Origin of the sequence: Pseudomonas sp. MF4836 (genome assembly GCF_002018875.1) — a bacterium.
Classification (GTDB): Bacteria; Pseudomonadota; Gammaproteobacteria; order Pseudomonadales; family Pseudomonadaceae; genus Aquipseudomonas.
Genome location: NZ_MVOL01000012.1, coordinates 161695 through 180470 on the forward strand (window position 1 = coordinate 161695; position 18776 = coordinate 180470).

Annotated in this window: 13 protein-coding genes; all 13 read right to left on the reverse strand. The window is 67.0% G+C overall.

Annotated features, from left to right (window positions below; translation table 11 throughout):
* Window positions 1-14: 14 nt before the first annotated feature.
* The 13 genes from MF4836_RS25685 to MF4836_RS25745 all read right to left on the reverse strand — a co-directional run bounded on the left by MF4836_RS25685 (window position 15) and on the right by MF4836_RS25745 (window position 18691).
* The gene (locus MF4836_RS25685; RefSeq protein ID WP_078472653.1) at window positions 15-1097 is read right to left on the reverse strand and encodes a glucuronyl hydrolase; all 1083 of its coding nucleotides are present in this window, start codon (window positions 1095-1097) and stop codon (window positions 15-17) included.
* The gene (locus tag MF4836_RS25690) at window positions 1094-2311 is read right to left on the reverse strand and encodes an MFS transporter (RefSeq protein WP_078472654.1); all 1218 of its coding nucleotides are present in this window, start codon (window positions 2309-2311) and stop codon (window positions 1094-1096) included. Before MF4836_RS25690 ends, MF4836_RS25685 begins: the two co-directional genes overlap by 4 nt.
* Window positions 2308-3528, reverse strand: a complete 1221-nt coding sequence (locus MF4836_RS25695; RefSeq protein ID WP_078472655.1) for an acyl-CoA dehydrogenase family protein — start codon at window positions 3526-3528, stop codon at window positions 2308-2310. The genes MF4836_RS25690 and MF4836_RS25695 overlap by 4 nt, the downstream gene beginning before the upstream one ends.
* Window positions 3522-5171: a class I adenylate-forming enzyme family protein gene (locus tag MF4836_RS25700; protein ID WP_078472656.1), complete on the reverse strand. Its 1650-nt coding sequence runs from the start codon at window positions 5169-5171 to the stop codon at window positions 3522-3524. The genes MF4836_RS25695 and MF4836_RS25700 overlap by 7 nt, the downstream gene beginning before the upstream one ends.
* Window positions 5168-7018 carry a CoA transferase gene (locus tag MF4836_RS25705; RefSeq protein ID WP_078472657.1) on the reverse strand — a complete coding sequence of 617 codons (1851 nt, stop codon included), beginning with the start codon at window positions 7016-7018 and terminating at the stop codon, window positions 5168-5170. The genes MF4836_RS25700 and MF4836_RS25705 overlap by 4 nt, the downstream gene beginning before the upstream one ends.
* Window positions 7019-7103: 85 nt before the next feature.
* Window positions 7104-7376, reverse strand: a complete 273-nt coding sequence (locus MF4836_RS25710; protein WP_078472658.1) for a MoaD family protein — start codon at window positions 7374-7376, stop codon at window positions 7104-7106.
* A gap of 73 nt (window positions 7377-7449) precedes the next feature.
* A complete protein-coding gene (locus tag MF4836_RS25715; protein WP_078472659.1) occupies window positions 7450-7857 on the reverse strand; it encodes a Mov34/MPN/PAD-1 family protein in 408 nt (135 codons plus the stop codon).
* Between the two features lie 20 nt (window positions 7858-7877).
* A complete protein-coding gene (gene moeB, locus MF4836_RS25720; protein ID WP_078472660.1) occupies window positions 7878-9050 on the reverse strand; it encodes a molybdopterin-synthase adenylyltransferase MoeB in 1173 nt (390 codons plus the stop codon).
* A gap of 176 nt (window positions 9051-9226) precedes the next feature.
* Window positions 9227-11737 carry an aminotransferase class III-fold pyridoxal phosphate-dependent enzyme gene (locus tag MF4836_RS25725; protein ID WP_078472661.1) on the reverse strand — a complete coding sequence of 837 codons (2511 nt, stop codon included), beginning with the start codon at window positions 11735-11737 and terminating at the stop codon, window positions 9227-9229.
* A 23-nt stretch (window positions 11738-11760) separates the two neighbouring features.
* Window positions 11761-14175, reverse strand: coding sequence for a decarboxylase (locus MF4836_RS25730; RefSeq protein ID WP_078472662.1), 2415 nt, complete (start codon window positions 14173-14175; stop codon window positions 11761-11763).
* A gap of 205 nt (window positions 14176-14380) precedes the next feature.
* Window positions 14381-15652 (reverse strand): MFS transporter, encoded by a 1272-nt coding sequence (locus MF4836_RS25735; protein ID WP_078472663.1) that lies wholly within the window; start codon window positions 15650-15652, stop codon window positions 14381-14383.
* Window positions 15649-16689: a methyltransferase gene (locus MF4836_RS25740; RefSeq protein ID WP_078472664.1), complete on the reverse strand. Its 1041-nt coding sequence runs from the start codon at window positions 16687-16689 to the stop codon at window positions 15649-15651. The genes MF4836_RS25735 and MF4836_RS25740 overlap by 4 nt, the downstream gene beginning before the upstream one ends.
* Window positions 16690-16699: 10 nt before the next feature.
* On the reverse strand, window positions 16700-18691 hold the full coding sequence (locus MF4836_RS25745) for a TonB-dependent receptor (protein WP_078472665.1): 1992 nt from the start codon (window positions 18689-18691) through the stop codon (window positions 16700-16702).
* Between the last annotated feature and the right edge of the window lie 85 nt (window positions 18692-18776).

Genomic DNA, 18776 nt, shown 5'->3' on the forward strand with positions numbered 1-18776 from the left:
GGTGAAGCGCTATGTCAGATCCACCTGGGGTCGATTTTCCCGGACCAGGCCAGCAGCGCCGCCAGCAGGAAAAAACTGCCACAGGCGGTTTCGACCTTCTGCTCCACGGCCGGTGCCGTGCGGTAGCAGTGACCGACAAAGCAGCCCTGCTGAAAGTCGCCCCCACGAATGATCGCCGCCAGTTGCGCCTCGGCTTGCAGGCGCATGGCCTCGCCATCGGCCGCCGTGGCCGCCAGCCCGAGCAGGGACAGGGAGGCCATGGCCGCCGCGCAGGGATCATCCGCACCCTGGGGTTCATACAACCGATTGACCGGCCCGGCCAACGCCCGGCTGCGCAACCAGTACCCGGCCGCGCGCTGGGCATCGGCAGTGAATGGCGCGCCGTAAAGCTCGGCCCCCACCCCCAGGCCGAGCATGGCCCAGGCCTGGCCCCGGGACCAATTGCCGGGCGCATCACCAGCCTGCCACTGCCCCTGGACGAAGCGCCCATGGCTGCTCCAGGCACCGTCCGGCCCGGCACAGGCCCGAAACGAACTGTGCAGTTGCTGGCGCCCCAGGCCCAGGGAGCGTGGCTCGGCGTCCATGGCAAACAGGTGCAGGGTCGCGGCCAACGGGTCGATACTCAGACTCTGATCGCCCTGTTCGCCACCGCCCATGTCGCGCCCCAGGGGAATGGCCGCCAGCAACGGATTGAAGGCCTGGGCCAAACGCTGGCTGGCCTGGCGTGCCAGCTCGGCAGCGGGCTCGCTGCCCAGCAGGCGCGCGCCAAGTCCGGCGCCGTACCAGAAGATCAGGCTGCGGTGATGGGTGTCGCTGTCGAGCTTGTCGGCCAGGCGCTGGCTGATCTGCTCGGCCTGTTGCCGGTCCTGGTCCGCGGCGCGGCAATAGGCGCGCAGCCACCACAGGCCGGCCCAGAAACCGCCCAGCCAGGAACCGCCGGCGGAGACTTTCCAGGGCTGGTCGAGGCCCCGGCAATACAACGGGAAGCCCTCGCCACAGGCGGCGTCGATCAGCTCCAGGCGCGCCAGCAACTGGTCGATGGCGCGCTGCACTTCCGCCGATTGCAGCGGCGCCTGGGTGCGGCTCAAGGCGTTCATTCGACAGCCCTCAGCAGCGGCTTGGCCGCCACTACCGGTGCACGCCGATGGCGTTGCCGGGCGCGGTACAGCAGCAGGCTCAGTACGCCGCCGAGCAGCAGCACCCCAATCAGCGCCAGCCAGGCATCGGCGAAGCCCAGAGACCCGCGCAACAGTTGCCCGAACAACACCGGGCCCAGGGCGAAACCGCCAAAGAAGCCCACCGAGAGCATGCCTGCCGCCGGTGCCGGGCTGCCGAAACCCGGGTCGCGCAACACCATGCTCATGGCGATGGCATTGGTCGCCACCGCCGTCAGGCCCATGCCCAGGGCGCCGGCCCACAGCAACCAGTGGCGCTCCGGGGTGGCCAGGGAGGTCAGCCACAACGCCACCCCCGACAGCAGCAACAGCGCGAGCAATAACCAGGACTCATCGGCCATGCGCGCGCCCAGCGGGGTCAGGCAGGTGCGGGCGACGATGCCCATCACCCCGAAGCCGGCGATCAAGCCGCCGATCAGGCCCGGGCTCATGCCCTGGCGGGTGGCGAACACCCCGAGAAAGGTCACGAACGACGACAGCACGATGCCCACGCACAGCTGCACGCTCATCAGCAGCGCCAGACGTCCATTGGGCCGGTGCAGGGCCAGGCTCATGGGCTTGGCCTGGTGCGTACGCGGGGCCACGCGCGGTCCCAGGACCGCCAGGAGCAAGGCCGGCACCAGCAAGGTGGCCAGGGCCCCGCGCCAGCCCAGGCCCAAGGCCAGGCCCGGTAGCAGCAGGCCGGCGAACAGCGCCGAAACCTGGACCCCTGATTGCTTCAGGCCGACCACCGAGGCCTTGTCCCGGGGGGCGACGCGCTCGGCGATCAACAGGTTGGTCGCCGGGTTGGCCAGGGCCTGGGCAATGCCGCAGACCGCCAGCGCCAGGACCACCCCGGCAAACCCCGGCAGGCTCGCCAGCAACGCATAGGCACCGGCCGTGGCCCAGAACAGCCAGGCCAGGGCACGCCGGGTACCCAGACGATTGACCAACGGCCCGGCCCACAGCGACAGCAGCGCGGCAAAACCAAAGGCACTCATGATCAGCCAGCCGAGCCAGTGGGTCGGCACGCCGAGGTCGGATACCAGCAACGGGCCCAGGGTGCCGACGGCGTAGAAGATCAGCATCGGCAGGGCCATGGCGGCGGTCAGTACCAGCCGCAACCCACCGCCGCACGCCGTATTGCCCTCGCTCATCGTGGTACTCCCACCGGCCGTGATGGCCAGTCGAAATCCAGCCCCGCCTCGCCGCAGTTGTCCAGCAGTTGCCGGCCCACGGCGCTGATCAGGGCGTCGTCGGTGCCGTCGAGGATATGGGTGGTGCGCGCGGTGCGGTAAATGCCCGACAGCGGCGACAGCTCACTCAGGCCCTCGGCACCCATGATCTGGATCGCCGAGTCGGCCGCCATGCTCAGGGCCTGGGAAGCCGCGACCTTGGCGATATTGACTTCGACGCTGTTGGCCACCCCGGCATCGTATTTATCGGCGGCGTCCTGCAACAGCGCACGGGCGCTGGCGATGGCCTGGTAGACCTGGAACACCCGCTGCCGCGCCAGTTGCTTGTCCCCCAGCCGCGCCTGCTCGCCGCGCGGCGAATGGATGCGCGCGCACATCAGGTCGAAGCAGCGCTGGGCCAGGCCCAGCCAGTGCACTGAGCGCAGCACCCGCCCCAGGCGCAAGCGCTCCTGCATCAGCGCCAGGCCCTGCCCCGCCTGCCCCAGCACATGGCTGGGGGGCAGCTTGACCTGATCGAAGAGCAACTCGCCCTGGCCGCAAAACCGCCCGAGGATCGACAGCGGCCGCACCACGCCAAACCCCGGGGCATCGCTGGGCACCAGCAACATCGACAATGCCCCTTCCAGCGGCCCCTCGGCAGTGCGCGCGATCACCGTGACCAGCGATGCACGCTCTGCGCGGCAGATAAACCACTTGCGTCCACTCAGCAGCCAATGACCGTCGACCCACTGCGCGCGGCTGCTCATGGTCGCCGGGATCGAACCAATGCTGTCGGGCTCGGACATGCCGTAGCTGGACACCATCGACCCCGCCGCCAGAGGCGCGAGAAAGCGCCGGCGGATGTCTTCGCTGGCATGCCGGGTGAGCATGTGCAGGTCCAGGGTCGCGTCGTCGCCGAAGATCGCCGGAGCGTATTCCGAGCGCCCTTCCTGCTCGGCCACCGCCAGGTAGCTGCGCAGGCTGCTGACCCGTCCGCCCAGGGCCTGGGGGTAGAAGCTGCCCCACAACCCGGCGGCCCGGGCCGCGGCGCTCAGCTCGGCCATGCGCCGCGCCGCCTGGCGCGGCTCACCGGCCAGTTCGGCTTCATGGGGCAGGATCCGCTCATCGACAAACTGCCGGACCTGCCGCGCCAGTTCGGCGCTGTCCTGGGGGGCGGCGACCGCCAGTGCACTCAACATGCGATGCCCGCCCCGCTTTCGAGAAACGCCACTTCGGCGGCCAGGGATTTCTTGTCGATCTTGCCCGCCGGGGTCAGCGGCAGTTGACGGTAGAAGCGCAGGTATTCCGGCAGTTTGTTGACCTCCAGCCCCTGCTCGCGCAGGTAGTCGGTCAGCTCCGTCAGGGAGAAACGCGGCGCACCGTCGCGCAGGGTCACGCAGATGCACACGCGCTGGCCCAGGTCCGGATCGGGCACCGGGACGCAGGCCACGCTGACCACATCCGGGTGGCCGGTGGCCAGGGTTTCGATCTGCACCGGGCTGATATTGGCCCCGCCACGGATGATGATGTCCTTCTTGCGCCCGGACAGAATCAGGTAGCCATCGGCGTCGATGTAGCCCAGGTCGCCGGTGTTGACCCAGCCTTCGGCGTCCCGGTATTGGGCGTCGAGTTCCGGGGCGTTGACGTACTGCATCGGGCTCAGCGGCCCCCGGGCCTTGATTTCGCCAATGCTGCCCTGGGGCAGTTCCTGGCCGTGTTCGTCGAAGATCTTGATCGCGCAGACCGCCGGGTTCGGCCGGCCGACGCTGTAGAACACCACGTCCAGGGCGTCGTCCAGGGTGTTATGGCAGTTCACCCCGTCCGCCGAGCCGTAGAGGCTGATAAAGCCGCAGCCGAAGGCCTCTACACAACGGCGCACGGTGACCTCGTCGATCAGCGACCCGCCGCAGATCAGGCCCAGCAGGCTCGACTTGTCGACCTCGGCCAGGCGCGCATCGGCGGCGATGCGCTGGAGCATGGTCGGCACCCCGAGGATATGGGTCGGCCGCAACTGCTCGATGGCCTCGATGGCCGCGCCGACATCGAACTGCGACAGCAGCGCAATCGAACCGCCGAGCCAGGACAGGCTGCCAAAGGTCGCGGTGGAGCCGAACGACGATCCCAGCGGCACCAGGTACAGGCCACGGAAAGTCGCACCCTCGGGGTGGATGCGTTGCAGGAAACGGCCGCGACCGCCCACCAGCGCGTTGTGCGAATAAGCCACGAGCTTGGGTTCCGACTCGGTGCCGGACGACACCAGCAGGCGCACCGGGGAATTGGCACAGACCGTGGGCAATTGCGCCTCGCTCAGGGGCTTGGCCTTGAGCATCGACTCCAGGCTCAGCCAGCCGGCACGGGCCTCGCCCTCGACAATCAGCACCCGCAGCGACAACAGGGTCGGGCGCAGCGCTTCGATCACTTGGCACAGGTCGATCCCGGCGTACTCGGCGGGGACGATCACCGCCCGCGCATCGCAGCGGCGCACCAGGGCCTGGATATCCAGGCTGCCACGGCCCGGCGGGAATGGCGCGACCACCGCCCCCAGGGCAGCGGCGGCGAGGTCGATGGCGCAGCTGCGCCAGCTGTTGGTCAGTTGGTAGGCCACCACATCACCGGCGACGATGCCTGAGGCGCGCAGGCTGGCGGCCATGCGCAGCGCCGCGTCATGCAGCTCGCCATAGCTGAGGGTGCCTTCGGCGCAGAGCACTGCGGGTTTGTGCGGCTCGCGCAGGGCGTGCTCGCGGAACAGTTGATACACCGAACGATTGGGGTAGGTGCCGTCGGATTCCCAGACACGGCGTACATCGGCGGGGACCAGATCAATAATGCCTGCGTTATTCATCGAAAACTCCAGTGAGCGTTGACCGAGGTATAGGAATTCACGCTTAAACACGTCTTCAATCGCCCGTCTTCAGCCAGCTGCGACAGGTCTTGTACGACCACGGAGGTCGGGATGTCGGCGTCGCCCAGCACCTGTTGCCAGGTAGCAGCGGATTGCGACGCCAGGGCACTGCGCAACGCTGCGTCCTGCCCTGGCGGGCCGGCGCTGAGGTCGCAGTCGAGCATTCGTGCCAGGCGCTGGAGCTGCTCCGGGGTCTGGCAGTCGATGGCCAGCAGCCCGTCCAGGGTCGGGTACAGGCCCTTGAGCACTGAGTCCGGCGCCGGTTCGGCCTGCAACAGCGGTTCGCACAACAGGTTGGCGGCGCCCAGCAGCGAGCTGTCGACGCGCACCGCCTGGCCACTGAGGGCACGCTGGAGCAAGGCGGCGGTGACGCCCTGGGCCGCGACCACGCCACCCAGCACGTCGAGTACGGTGAACAGCGAACCGCCCGGGGTGGCCGAGGCCTGGCCGATGCACTCACCTACCCCCGACCAGGCCTGGACCATGAAGTCGGTGCCCGGCAAGGGTTCGCCCGGACGGTCATGGCCCCAGCCACCGGCATAGGCGTACACCAGGCCCGGGTTGATCCGCGCCAGGTCGGCGCGGTCCAGGCCCAGTTCGGCGGCCTTGCCCGGTGCCCAGTTGTGCAGGAACACCGCGGCGTTGCGGACCCGCTCATACAACTCTTCACGGCCGACCGCCGACTTGATGTCCAGCTCGCGCACCTGCTTGAGGCGGTTGAGCGCATCAAAGCGCACCGATACCCCATCGACACAGGGCGCCATGGAGCGCAGCGGGTCGCCGCCAGGCAGTTCGATGCGCACCACCTCGGCCCCGAGCATGGCCAGCAAATGGCCGGCCAGCGGGCCTTGAATCCGACGGCAGGATTCGATCACCGTCAGCCCGCTCAAGGGCAAGCCGCCCTGGGCCAGGGCCGGCCAGCCGGCGTCACTGCCAAGGCCGGCGCTGAAGGCCCAGGGGCCCTGGCTGCGCTGGCGTGACAGATCGGTATCGGTGGCGCGCTGTTGCAGGCTGCGCAACGGGCATACGGCCATGCCGCTCAAGGCGCACAAGGCCTCGATGCGGGCCATCGACAAGCGCGACAGCGCCTGGCGAAACGCCGGCGGCATAGGCGCGATGGCCTTGGCATAGCGCAGCAGAAAAGCCTTCCAGCCCTGCCCCGCCAGCTCGCCGTCGATGCCCACGGCGGACCAGAAGCGGCGCCAGGGTTCAGCGTCGAGGGTTTCCAGTTCGAAGTGCAGGCCGTCGGCCGAGACAAAGGGCGGGCGATTCTTGGCGCAGGTGGCGCCCGGCAGCAGGTGCTCGGCCTCGGCGCCGGCCGTGGCACCCGCCAGGTATTGGCCGATGCCCAGCACCCCGGCCGCCGCCATCGAGCTGTGCACCTCACGCCACTCACCACCGCGCAACTGGCCCAGGGCGGCGGCGAAGGCACCTTGCAAGGCCAGGCTGGCGCTGAGGTTGGCCACATAGTCCAGCCCCAGCCCCTGGGCCTTGCCACTGGCCCGACCGTGCACTGACATCAAGCCGCAGGCGGCCTGCAGCGTATGTTCACTGAACGCCTGGGAGCGGCCATCAGGCCAGGCGTGAACCAGGGCCTGCACCGGTTGCAGGTCAGGATGGCGCAAGGTGAAACCCAACCCCTGCTGCGCCGGATCGGCATGGATGATGCGTGGCGCAAGGCCCAGCGCCGTCGCTTGATAGCGCAGTGACGCTGCCAGCGGGGCGAACCCGGTGGCCGATGGAGCAAAGCCGCCGCTGAGGGTACAGCCCTGTAAGAGAGGAGACATAAGACAGACGCCAGAGTGATTGCATGCCACTGCGCGATGGCCTCGGGTGAGGTACGCCGCGCAGGCCCGGAGGGTTCGGCGTACCTCAGCCGCCGGCCACGGCCGGGAGGATGGTGATGGCGTCGCCCGGCTTGAGCGCGGTGGCCAGGTTGTCGGCAAAACGGATGTCATCGTCGTTGACGTAGATGTTGACGAAACGGTGCACCTGGCCATCGCCGATCAGGCGTTCCTTGACCCCTGGATAGTCGCGTTCCAAGTGTTCGATAACTTCCAGAACAGTAGTGCCTTGAACTTCGACACGCTTTTTATCGTGGGTAAAAGTGCGCAACAAAGTGGGCACGTTGACGGAAATCGACATACAGAACTCCCCGAGCTTTATACAGCCCGTTATTAATAAGTTGATCGTTAGTTAAAGTTGGCCAGCCGTGGATTTAGCGAACGATATAAATACTTTCTTCAGTCACTTTGTTATCGATTATTCGAAAGCTGCGTATCGGCGCTTCAGTGTCCGGCAGGGTTGAAACAATCACGTAGTGCACGCTCGGGTCGCCGGCGTAACGCACATCGTCGGCACTCGGATACGCCACGCTGGCGGTGTGCGAGTGGTAGATCACCCGGCATTCCTCGTCGCGCTCATCCAGCTCGCGCCAGACCCGCAGCTGCTGCCTCGGGTCGAAGCTGAAGAAGGTCGGCGACCGCGAGGCGTTGTCCATGGCGATCAGGCGTTCGGCGGTTTTCTCCCCCAGCGGCGCGGCGATGATGCCGCAGGTTTCCAGGGGGTGATCTCGCCGCGCCTGCTCCAGCATGGCCTCCAGCAGACCGGCACGAAGACTCAACATCTCGGCTCCCCAGTCCCGGCTCAGTAGGACGGCAACGATGGCTCGACATCACGCACCCAGGCCAGCACCCCGCCGTCCAGGTTGCGTACGTTGCTGAACCCACGCTGCTGCAATTCCAGCAACACCGCCTTGGAGCGAACCCCGGACTTGCAGTGCAGCACCAGGTTGGCGTGCTTGCCGAAGCGGGTCTCGATCAGCTCGGCGAGCTTGGGGCCCTTGGGCAGATGCTGGGCGCCCTGGATCCGCACGATGTCCCACTCGGTGCGTTCACGCACATCGATCAACAGCACATCCTGGCCGCTTTCGCGCAGTTGGTGCAGTTCGCGGGCGCTGATCGAAGGGATGTCCGAAGGCTGCACGCCGACCGGCGCGGTCAGGCCGCAAAAGGCCTGGTAGTCGCTCAGGGCCTCGATGGGCCGGCGGTTGGGCAAGCGTCGCAGGGGCATTTGCCGGTAGGACATTTCCAGGGCGTCGTAGACCATCAGGCGGCCCAGCAGGCTCTCGCCAATGCCGGTGATCAGCTTGATCGCCTCGGTGGCCATGATCGCGCCGATGGAGGCGCAGAGAATCCCCAGCACCCCGCCTTCGGAGCACGAAGGCGCGAGTTCCGGCGGTGGCGGCTCGGGGTACAGGTCGCGGTAGTTGAGGCCGACGCCGCCCGGGGCGTTTTCCCAGAACACCGAGGCCTGGCCTTCGAAGCGGAAGATCGAGCCCCAGACATAGGGCCGATTGGCCAGGACGCAGGCGTCGTTGACCAGGTAGCGGGTGGCGAAGTTGTCGGTGCCGTCGAGGATCAGGTCGTACTGGCTGAACAGCTCGACCGCGCTTTCCGGCTCCAGGCGCTGGTCGTAGACCTGGACCTGGACATGGGGGTTGAGATCGCGGATCGCGGCGGCCGCACTGTCGACCTTGAGCTGGCCAACCGTGGCCACCCGGTGGATCACCTGGCGTTGCAGGTTGGACTCGTCCACCCGGTCGAAATCGATGATGCCCAGGGTGCCGATACCGGCCGCGGCCAGGTACAACAACGCCGGCGAACCCAGGCCGCCGGCACCAATCACCAGCACTTTGCTGCTCTTGAGCCGACGCTGACCATCAAGGCCGACATCAGGGATCAGCAAGTGGCGGCTATAACGGGTTATTTCTTCGTTACTTAAGTTCGCTGTAGGTTCTACAAGTGCAGGAAGTTTCATAAGTAATACCTGTTTATGAATGCAATCGATTCTCAACTAGCAACTTGGATTAAGCAATTCAACCACCGGCGTTTTTCATATTCGAAGGGGACGAATTCGTATTCAATCGAACATCGGGCGCAACTTTCCGGCCGGTGCCCGGCCCTCTTCCGAGGGCCGGCCGCCTGCGCGATTAATCAGGCGAGAAAGGTCGACATGTCCTTGCACACGGCACTGAAGGCTTCGACAAAATGCCGCGCCTCGGCGTCGTTGAGCACCAGCGGCGGCTGGATGCGCATCACCCGGTTGTTGTTGGCGGTGACGAAGGTCAGCACCCCATGCTCGCGGGACAGCTTGCTGACAAAGCGCAGCACGAACATCTCCTCGAAGTTCTTCTCGACCTCGCTGATGGCTTCCTCGATATGCCGCTTGGCCTTACCCGAGAGCATGCGGTAGGTGCCCGCCGCGTTGCCCGGGATCCGGCTGGCGAACTCGCGGACAAAGGCCTCGACCCCACCGTCGAAGCTGTATTGGAACTCGATGGCGATCATCAGCCCCACGCCGCGCACCTCGCGGATAAACGGGTAGCCGCTGACCGCCTCGCGCAGGGCCTCCTTGAGCTGGCCGCCGACCCGGGCGGCATTGCCGGCCAGGTCCTGATCGGCGATCACATCCAGGGTGGCCAGGGCCGAGGCAGAGGCGAAGTTGCCGCCGCCGAAGGTCGAGGTGTGCAAGGCAAAGGTGTCGATGCTGCCGTAGGCGCGGTCCCAGAGCTGGGCGCTGGACAGCGTGGCGCCAATGGGCACGGCGCCGCCGGACAGGGATTTGGAGAGCACCATGATGTCCGGCACCACCTGTTCCCACTCACAGGCGAACAGCTTGCCGGTGCGGCCGAGGCCGGTCTGGATCTCGTCGAGAATCATCAGGCAATCGTGGGCATCGCACAGCGCACGCACCTGCTTCAGGTAGCCCGGCGGCGGCAGGATCACCCCGCCCTCGCCCTGGATCGGCTCCAGGATAAAGGCCCCGACATCGCCCTGGCCCAAGGCGGCTTCCAGTGCATCGAGGTCGCCGAAGGGGATCGAATCGCAGCGCGACAGCAGCGGCTTGAACGGGTCGCGGTGCTTGTCGCGACCCGTCACCGACAGCGCGCCCAGGGTCTTGCCGTGGTAGCCGTTGTCGCAGTACAGCACCCGCGGCCGTTGCATCGCGGCCATGGCCAATTTCAATGCGGCCTCGATCGCCTCGGTGCCGGAGTTGCTGAAGAACACCCGCTCCAGATTGCCCGGCGCCAGTTCGCTCAGGCGCTGTGCCAGGAGGCTGGTCTGCAGCGGCACCGAGACGTACTGGACGAAGGTCGGGTGCTGCTGTTGCAGGTAGTCCTGCAACGCCTGGTTGACCCGGGGGTGGTTGTGCCCGGTGTTCAGGCAGCCGTAGCCAGCGACGAAATCCAGGTAGCGTCCGCCGTCCAGATCAGTCAGCCAGCAACCGCTGCCATGGGTGAACACGCGCTCGATATGGTTGAACTGGTAGAACTCGCGCAGCACCGGGTTGATGTGCTCGCCAAAGCAACGCAGGGCTTCGGCGCGCAGGGCCGCCGGCTGATCGATGGGGGTGGCCGCCACGCTGCGGCGATGGAAACGGCGCAGGGCCTGGAAGTCTTCCTCGCGCAGGCGCTCGCCATAGGAGGCCATGGGCGACGGCGAAAAACCGTGCAGCTCGGCGATGCGGCCGATTTCCAGGACCCGTTCCTCGGGCAGTTCGCGGCCAATGGAGAACGCTTCGGCTCGGCCTTCCAGGGCCAGCACCAGGGTTTCCGCCAGGCAGCCGTTGAGGAACTTCTTGGGTGCCAGGCCCAGGGTCTCGGTGCCGAAACGCAGGGCTTCACTGGCCGACACCAGGCCACCGTCGATGATCAGGATGTCCTTGCGGTCGTGCCGGTACGGCAGCACATCGCGGGGCAGCGCGGCGTCCACCACCACCGAGCCCGGGGCCAGGCGGTACGGGTCGATGACCCCGCCGCTGGAGGTGGCGGCGACGTAGAAACGCAGCTCGTCGTAGCAGCTGTCGATGTCCGAGGTCAGGCGCACCTGGCCGTGCATCTCTGCCGGCAGGTAGGCCAGGCTTTCACGTCCCTGCTCGGCGCTGCCCCGGTGCACCAGGCGCAGGCGGCAGCCGTCGCGGGCCAGGAGCTTGGCGATCACCAGGGCAATCGAACCCGGGTAACCGACCACCGCCACCTCAGCCTCGTCCGGCGCCACTTCCAGGCGCGCCATGGCCTCCAGCACGTTCTTGTAGGCGGCATAGGCGGTCAGGGAGTTGCCGGTGGTCACCGCCACGCCGCTGCGGTCCAGGGTCTGCAAGCCACGGTTGCCGACAATCGCGGTAAAGCCCCCCAGGCCCACCAGTTGCGCGCCCTGCTGTTGCAGGCTGTGCACGCCTTCGAGCACCCGGCCGGCAATGGTGCGCGGCTGGCTGAGCATCTGCTCGGCGGTCAGTGGCAGGTAATGCAGGATACCTTCGCAGGTGGCGCCGGTGGCACTGACGATGCGCCCAAAATCGGCGAACGGCACCAGGTTGCGCGGCTGCCACAGGTGAGGCTGATAGCCGCGATCCTGCTCGGCCAGGGTGCGGTCCAGCAGATCAATGATCTTGACCTGGCGTTGCAGGGCAATGGAGGTCGGGTGAGCGATAAAACCGAATTTCATGGTGGGTTGTCCTTGGTGCTGACTCATTGACGGTTCCAGGCGGTTTCGGAGACCAGGCTCAAGCCGTCGCCTTCCGAGTTATGGGCCAGCAACACGTCGAAAATATTCAATTGGCCGGGGCGCGTCAGGGCGCTGCGCAGGGCTGCTTCGTCGAAACGCACCAGGCGCTCGCGGTGCACGCTGATGGCACCAACCTGCTGCAGCGGCGCGGCCTGGAGCGCGCGGTGGGTGATGGTCACTTGCTGCGCGCCGTTGTGGGCATAGCGCTTGTCGAGGTAGGTCTGGATCAGCGAGAGCATGCCATTGGTGAGGTAGAACAGGCTGACGTTGCGTGCGCTGGCCGTCGGGTCCCGAGACAGACCTTCGGCCAGGCGCGTCTCGATGTCCGGCACCAGGGCCCGGGCGCCGTCACCGACAAAGGCCAGCACATTGCGCTCGCCGGTGATGGCGATATAGGGCAAGGCCATCAACCCGTCGCCCATCAGCGCGCGGCCATACCAGCCGGAGAACCCGGGGTCGGTGCGCGGCACGTTGCGTACCGCGGAGATCCCGCAACGGCCGACGTCGTAGACCCCGGTGTAGCGATAGCCCTGCTGCTCGATCAGCTCGCGCACCAGTTGCCCCAGGCGCTGGAAGAAGTAGTTGGAGGTCATCGGCAGGGTTTCGATGTGGTCGGCCGCCACGCTCTCGCTGCTGCGGGCCATGGCCTGCAACTTGTCGCGGCGCAGCTGGAGAATCTGTGGCTCGACCTGCAGGCCGCCCTCGATATGGTCGAGGAACACATCCAACGGCACATCCAGGGCCAGGTCGGTGAACGGCGACAGGTGACGCGGCTCATGGTTGACCTGGACCACCCGCAACTGGCGCTTGAGCTTGCCCTCGGAAAACGGCGTAGAGGCCTGGTCGACCTTGCCCTTGAGGAAAAACACGCAGTGCTCCTGGGGCCCGTTGAGTTCGTGCTCGGTGTGCACGAAGCGATACACCCGGCGACTGAAGCCATACAGCGACAGCGGCCCCAGGTACTCGGCCACCGGCCGGCCCTGGTGATAGGGGCCGATGCTGCCGGGCTGGGTGATGCTGTCGGCCAGGCCGATGGCGCCGCGTTCGGCCAGGGCATGCACGCGCAGGCGTTGTTCGGCGCTGAGCTTGCCGCACTGCCAGAGCAGGTGCAGCGGCTGATGGTTGATCAGGTCCAGGGCCTGGTCCAGGGCCGCACGCTGGCCAGGCTCGAGAACCCGGGCCAGGGGCGCCGCGGGCTCCGGCAGGCGCACATCCAACGGCACCTGGGGCCGCGATTCGAGCACGCCTTGGGTGGCCAGGATAAACACCGGCTCGGCCCGCTCGGCGAGCATGGCGAAGGCTTCTTCCAGGCGGGCGCCGATCTCCTCGACCTTGCGGATAAACACCTGGCGCAGGCCCCGCGCCTCGATCACCCGGCGCCCGTCGTTGTCCACGTCCTGGGTGCCCTGGAACGCGTACCACACGCTGTCCGGGCTGTCGGCGCAGATGATCAGCCCCGGCGCGCCCAGGCGCTTGAGGTTGGCCAGGGTGCCGCGAAACTCGTCGATCATCCCCGAGGTCACGGTGATCACATAGGCCCGGCCAAACAGCTGCCAGCCGGCCATGGCACTCACGGCCAGGCTGTGTTCGTTGCACCCGCCCAGGCAACGGATGCCGCTGCCGGCGACGTTGTCCTGCATCGACTGGATCAGCCCGGCGACCATGGAGCCGGTGTAGGAATGAAAGTCCCAGCGCTCCTGCCAGCGACTGCGCATAAAGCGCGTGACCTCAGTGGCCAGGCTGACCGAGAGCAAGGGGCCGCTGATGGAGCGCGCCAGCAGCCGGTTGAAGTGGGCGTGCTCCAGGTGATCGAGGACGATTCGCAGCAGGTCGGCGCGGCGCGCTGCACGGTCCTCCCCCGCCACCCGCAGATGCCGGTTGCCGCCAATGCGGTTCATCCACCCCGGCAGCGCCGGCAAGGCGCAATACAACAGCGCCGAATGGGGTGACAGGCGCGATTCGGGCGCGGCTTCGATCAGCTCGTCGAAGGGGTCCTCGGCACCGGCCTCGGCCTGGTGCCCGAGGTCGAGAATGAACAGCTCGTTGGACAGCGGCGGATTCTGGCAGCGCAAGTGCTCTTGTGCCGCCCGTGGCGAGTCGAAGGTCAGCAGCCACAGATCGGGCAAGGCCGCGCTGTTCGCCGGGTTGCCTTGCAGATAGCGCCGGGCCTGGACCATCAGGGTTTCCAGCACCGCCTCACTGTGGGGACGGGGCCCGAGGGCACGGTGCATGGCTTCGCAATCGGCACTGGCCAGCGGCCAATCCGCGGCGTTGGCCGGTGGCTGCAAGCCGGCCTGCAACTGCTCGATGACAAATGCCACGTCTTCGATCAGAGGCTGAGCCTGGGTAATCAGACAGATACCTAAAGTAGCCTTCATGGACTCATCCCTATTAAGTCGAACTTACGCTTGAGAACCTGTCCACGAGTTGCTGCGCTTAGCCCATGCGGCGTTGAAAATGGCTTCGAAAATGCTCATTTAGCGGCCTAAACTCCGCTTCCTCAGCCATTTTTGCCTTGCCTGAGCGTCACTCGCTAAATCGTCAACAGGTTCCGAGTGGCTGACGGGGGTGGCTCAAGCCCCGTCAGCCGGAACCCGGTGGGGCGCCGACTGCCTTGTCGGGTTGCCCATACACCCCGGCCGTGGCCTGAGTAATCGAATGCCGTGCGGCCAGTGCCAGGCCGCATACGCCGACCATCGCCAGCGACAGGCCGGCGAGCATGCCCAGCGCGCCGCTGCGGTCGAGCAAGACCCCGGCACCGATCGGCACCAGCAGCCGGGTCAGCACAAACAGGCTGGCCTGCAGGCCGTAGTCGGCGGCCTGGCGGTTCTGACGCGAGAAAAACATCATCAAGCCGAAGACCAGGGTCGACACTGCGCCCATGGCGCAGGCCAGCAAAAACGCGGCGAACACCAGCCACGGCAACGAGGCCTGGAGGCCAAGCGCGGCGGTCAGGACCAGCAACGCGCCCAGGGCGAAGACCATGAACCAGGGGATCGCCCGGCCCGGGCCCAGGCGCCGCACCAGGCGCCCGCCCAGCAGGCTGGCCAGGGCCCCGACCACGCCGCCGCCGATCCCGGCGACCCACGCCACCTGCTGCACCGGCATGCCCTGGTCGAGCAGCAGCGGCTTGAGGTACAGCCAGGCGGCACCGACAAAGGGAAAGCTGCTGAGCAGGACCCAGGTCCAGAGCCGGGCCCCCGGCTGGCTGAAGTAACCCGACCAGTCCGTCAGCGAGGGCCGCGCCGGCTGCGGCTGATCGGCGTCGCTGGCGCTTTCGCGCAGCAGGCCCAGGGGCAGCAGCGCCAGCAGCAGACCGCCGGCCATCAACAGGAACGGCGCCTGCCATCCCCAGCGGTTCTGCACCAGCAGCATCACCCCGGCGCCGACGATGGCCCCCAGGAACAGCGCCGCAGAACGGATGCCACCGGCACGGATCTGCTGCGCCTGGGGCAGCAACTTGATTGCCAGGGCGTTCACCGGAATATCGGCCCAGGTCGCCAGGACCCCGGCCACGAACGCCAGGCCGAACAGGTACAGGCGATGGGTATTGATCGCCTGCTGGCTGACCACCACCAGCAACAGCGCCAGCAACAGGCACAACACCCAGGCCCAGGCCCGGTAGTGGCCGCGCACCGAGCGATAGCGCTGCACGGGCAGCGCCAGCAGGAACTTGAACACCGCCGGCAGGCCGGCCAGCTGGAACAGGCCGATATCGGTGCCCGACCAGCCGTGCTCGCGCATCACCAGCGGCAGCCCCAGCAGCAGGTAGATGCTGGGCACCGCGAGCACGAAGTTGAGCCAGCCGAACATCAGTTGCAGGCGCAAGGCGCGAGCAGTCGACAGCGGGCTCATGACGGACTCCGGCGCGCCACCTGGACCGCCACCGGGGCCACGGCAAACGCCACTTCGGCATGACTGTCGATGGCCTCGAAGCCGGCCTGTTCCAGGGCTTCAACCAGACCGCCGGCGGGGGTCAGCTGGCGCCCGAGCATCTGCATCGACAGGTAGTAAGGCATGACCCGACGCGCCTGTTGCGGGTCCTCGGGGATCTCGGCATGGGCACTGACCAGCACCCCGCCGGGGCGCAAGGCGGCGTGGATTTTTTTCAGGGTGGCCGCCAGGTCCGGCACGAAATGCAGCACCGAGGAACACCAGATCAGGTCGTAGCCCTCGCCGATCGAGTCGCTCGCCAGGTCGCCGCCACGCACCGTCAGCCGCTGCTCCAAGCCGGCCAGGCGAATGTTGTCGGCGGCCACGCTGACGGTCTGGGCAAAGTCGAACACCTCGCCACACAGCAGCGGGTTGTCGCGGGCCAGGGCTATCGCCACCAGCCCCGGGCCACCGCCCAGGTCGAGCACGCGCCGGGCCCCGGGGAACTCCGGAATCTGCGCCATCAGGCGCAACGCCAGGTCGACGGTGACCGCGCGCTGCTCCTGGGCGATCTGCAGGCGGGCGGCGCTGGTCCAGTTGTCGATGGTGGTCGCCACGTCCGGCGCCTGGCCACTGGGACGGCCGGCCCGGACCTGATCCCCAAGCTGCCCGGCAAAATGTCGCAACCCGCGCAGGCGAAAGCTCCAGGCATCGCCGCAGTAGTCCGGCGCCTCAGGCCGCAGGTAATCGCTGGCCACCGAGGTGTTGTGGTACTGCGGCGGCTGGCTGTCATCGCGGTTCAGCAGTTCCATGCTCCACAGAGTGTCGAGCCAGTAACCGGTGTTGGCCGGGTCCAGTCGCAGCTGGCGGGCGATCGACTGCGCAGAGGCCGGCAGGTGCAGCAGGTTGAACAGCTTCCACTCCAGGGCGATGCGCAGGGCATCGGCGCGCACGGCGGCCAATGTCAGGTCCCAATAAGGTTGCAGCGGGTGCGGGGTTGCCAGGTTGACGCCATTCATAATTCGCAGCTCACAGTTCATAGCTCACACGCAGGCCGATTTCCCGGGGCGGGCTGTAGACCCGCGCGGTGCCGTTCAAATAGCCGACCGCGTCGTAACGCTTGTCGGCGGCGTTTTTTACATAGGCGCTGATGCCGTAGTGGCTGAAGTCGTACCCGGCGTTCAGGTCGATCAGGCCGTAGCCGCCACGGCTGTATTGGTTGGCCGAGTCGAGGTAGGTCTTGCCCACGGCGCTCACGCCGCCCTGGGCCCACCAGCCCTGGGGCGCGTCGTAGCGCAGGCTGAGGTGGCCGGTCAGGTCCGGGGCGTAGGGGTTGCGATTGCCCTGGTAGTCGTTGCTGCCCTCGCGAAAGCTCTGGAAGCGGGTGCGGTTCAGGCCCACGGCGCTGACCAGCCGCCAGTTGTCGGCGAGCAGGTATTCGGCCTCCAGGTCCAGCCCGGTGGAGCGCGCCGAGGCGGCGTTGGTGATGTACACCACCCCCGGCTGGATCATTTGCTGCACCTGCATGTCGCGCACGTCCATCCAGTACAGCGCCGCCGAGTAGCGCAGGCGCTTGTCGTCCATCCAGCCCTTGGCGCCGACCTCGTAGGTCTTGACCTTTTCCGGGTCATAGCCCGGGTAGTTGGCGGCACTGGAAAACGCGTTGAAGCCGCCGGCGCGAAAGCCCTCGGAGTAGCTGCCATAGAGGTAGGCATCAGGCTGCCATTCGTATTGCAGCGCCGCCTTGGGGGTCAGGCGCTGCCATTGATCGCTCTGACGGCTGCCGATGGCCGGGTCGATATGCACCTTGTCCTGCTCGGCGCGGGCACCCAGGGTCAGGGTCCAGCGCTCGGCCAGGGGCATCACCCACTGGCCGAACAACGCCGTGGTATTGCCCCCCAGTTGCACATCGGTCCGGGTCAGGCGCAGGGGCAGTTTCTGCTGGTACGACAGGTCGTGGTCATCGCGATCGGCGTAGGCCCCCAACAGCCACTGGCTGTCACGCCACTGGCCTTCCAGGCGGAACTCCTGGGACAGGGTGTTCATGTGGTAGTCGCGACGCAGGTGAAACAGGTCGGCCGGCATGAAGTCGGTGTCTTGCTGGACCCGGTCGTAGAAGTCGTTGCGCGCAGTGATCGAGCGCAGCTTGAGCCCTGAGGCGAACTCATGCAGCACGTCCAGGGACAGGCTGCGTCCGCTGGAGTGGTTCCAGCTCGGGGTGCCGGAACGCACCTCGCGCCGCGAGGCATTGACCGCGCCCCATAACGAAGCACCGTCGCGATAGTCCTGGCGGCTGTAGCGCAGGTTGACGTCGGTGTTCAGGCTCGGGGTCCAGCGCAGCACCATGCGTGCACTGTGGCGCTCGCGGTCATCGGCCTGGCCGCCCCGGTAACCGTCGTCGATAAAACCGTCCTGCTCCAGCCATTGCCCGGACACCCCGGCGTACAAGGTATCGGGCACCAGCGCGGTGCTGGCGTCGGCGCTCAGGGTGCGCTGGTCGCGGCTGCCGATGCCGGCTTCGATCCGCGCGTAGGGTTCGGCGCCGGGCTGGCGGGTGCGGATACTCAGCACCCCGGCCTCGGCGTTGCGCCCATAAAGGGTGGACTGCGGGCCGCGCAGGATTTCCACCTGCTCCACCCCCAGCAGGTTGTGGTCGAAGCCCTGGCCCATCAGGGTCGGCACACCATCGACCAGCATCAGCATCGATGAGGAAAACGCCGTGGGGCTGGAGGTCAGGCCGCGCACCACCGGCAGGTTGGTGCCGGACTGGCCGAAAGGCTGAAAGGTGAATCCCGGGGTCACACGAGCCAGGCGTTCCAGGTCGTCGATGCCGCCCTTGCGCAAGTCTTCGGCGTTGAGCACCGAGAGGCTGGCCGGAACCTGTTCCTGGGTCTGCTCGATCTTGTTTGCGGTGACCCGAACCGGCGCCAGCTCGGTCTGTGCCGCCACACTGGCGACCCCACCCAGCCAGCAGCCGACCCACAGCGTATAACCGCCGGCTTTCAACACATGCTTGCTCATCGTGCTCCCCATCAATGAATCAGCGCCCGCTTCGTCCTGGCGATAGCAGTTGCCGTGGAAACATGCTATTCATTAATGCGAATGC

What these genes read in the sequence shown, in the direction of transcription:
- MF4836_RS25690 (WP_078472654.1), bottom strand. Translation starts at nt 2,311, where the DNA reads ATGAGCGAGGGCAATACGGCGTGCGGCGGTGGGTTGCGGCTGGTACTG.
- MF4836_RS25710 (WP_078472658.1), bottom strand. Translation starts at nt 7,376, where the DNA reads ATGTCGATTTCCGTCAACGTGCCCACTTTGTTGCGCACTTTTACCCAC.
- MF4836_RS25725 (WP_078472661.1), bottom strand. Translation starts at nt 11,737, where the DNA reads ATGAAATTCGGTTTTATCGCTCACCCGACCTCCATTGCCCTGCAACGC.
- MF4836_RS25715 (WP_078472659.1), bottom strand. Translation starts at nt 7,857, where the DNA reads ATGTTGAGTCTTCGTGCCGGTCTGCTGGAGGCCATGCTGGAGCAGGCG.
- MF4836_RS25695 (WP_078472655.1), bottom strand. Translation starts at nt 3,528, where the DNA reads ATGTTGAGTGCACTGGCGGTCGCCGCCCCCCAGGACAGCGCCGAACTG.
- MF4836_RS25700 (WP_078472656.1), bottom strand. Translation starts at nt 5,171, where the DNA reads ATGAATAACGCAGGCATTATTGATCTGGTCCCCGCCGATGTACGCCGT.
- MF4836_RS25735 (WP_078472663.1), bottom strand. Translation starts at nt 15,652, where the DNA reads ATGAGCCCGCTGTCGACTGCTCGCGCCTTGCGCCTGCAACTGATGTTC.
- MF4836_RS25685 (WP_078472653.1), bottom strand. Translation starts at nt 1,097, where the DNA reads ATGAACGCCTTGAGCCGCACCCAGGCGCCGCTGCAATCGGCGGAAGTG.
- MF4836_RS25705 (WP_078472657.1), bottom strand. Translation starts at nt 7,018, where the DNA reads ATGTCTCCTCTCTTACAGGGCTGTACCCTCAGCGGCGGCTTTGCTCCA.
- MF4836_RS25740 (WP_078472664.1), bottom strand. Translation starts at nt 16,689, where the DNA reads ATGAATGGCGTCAACCTGGCAACCCCGCACCCGCTGCAACCTTATTGG.
- moeB (WP_078472660.1), bottom strand. Translation starts at nt 9,050, where the DNA reads ATGAAACTTCCTGCACTTGTAGAACCTACAGCGAACTTAAGTAACGAA.
- MF4836_RS25730 (WP_078472662.1), bottom strand. Translation starts at nt 14,175, where the DNA reads ATGAAGGCTACTTTAGGTATCTGTCTGATTACCCAGGCTCAGCCTCTG.
- MF4836_RS25745 (WP_078472665.1), bottom strand. Translation starts at nt 18,691, where the DNA reads ATGAGCAAGCATGTGTTGAAAGCCGGCGGTTATACGCTGTGGGTCGGC.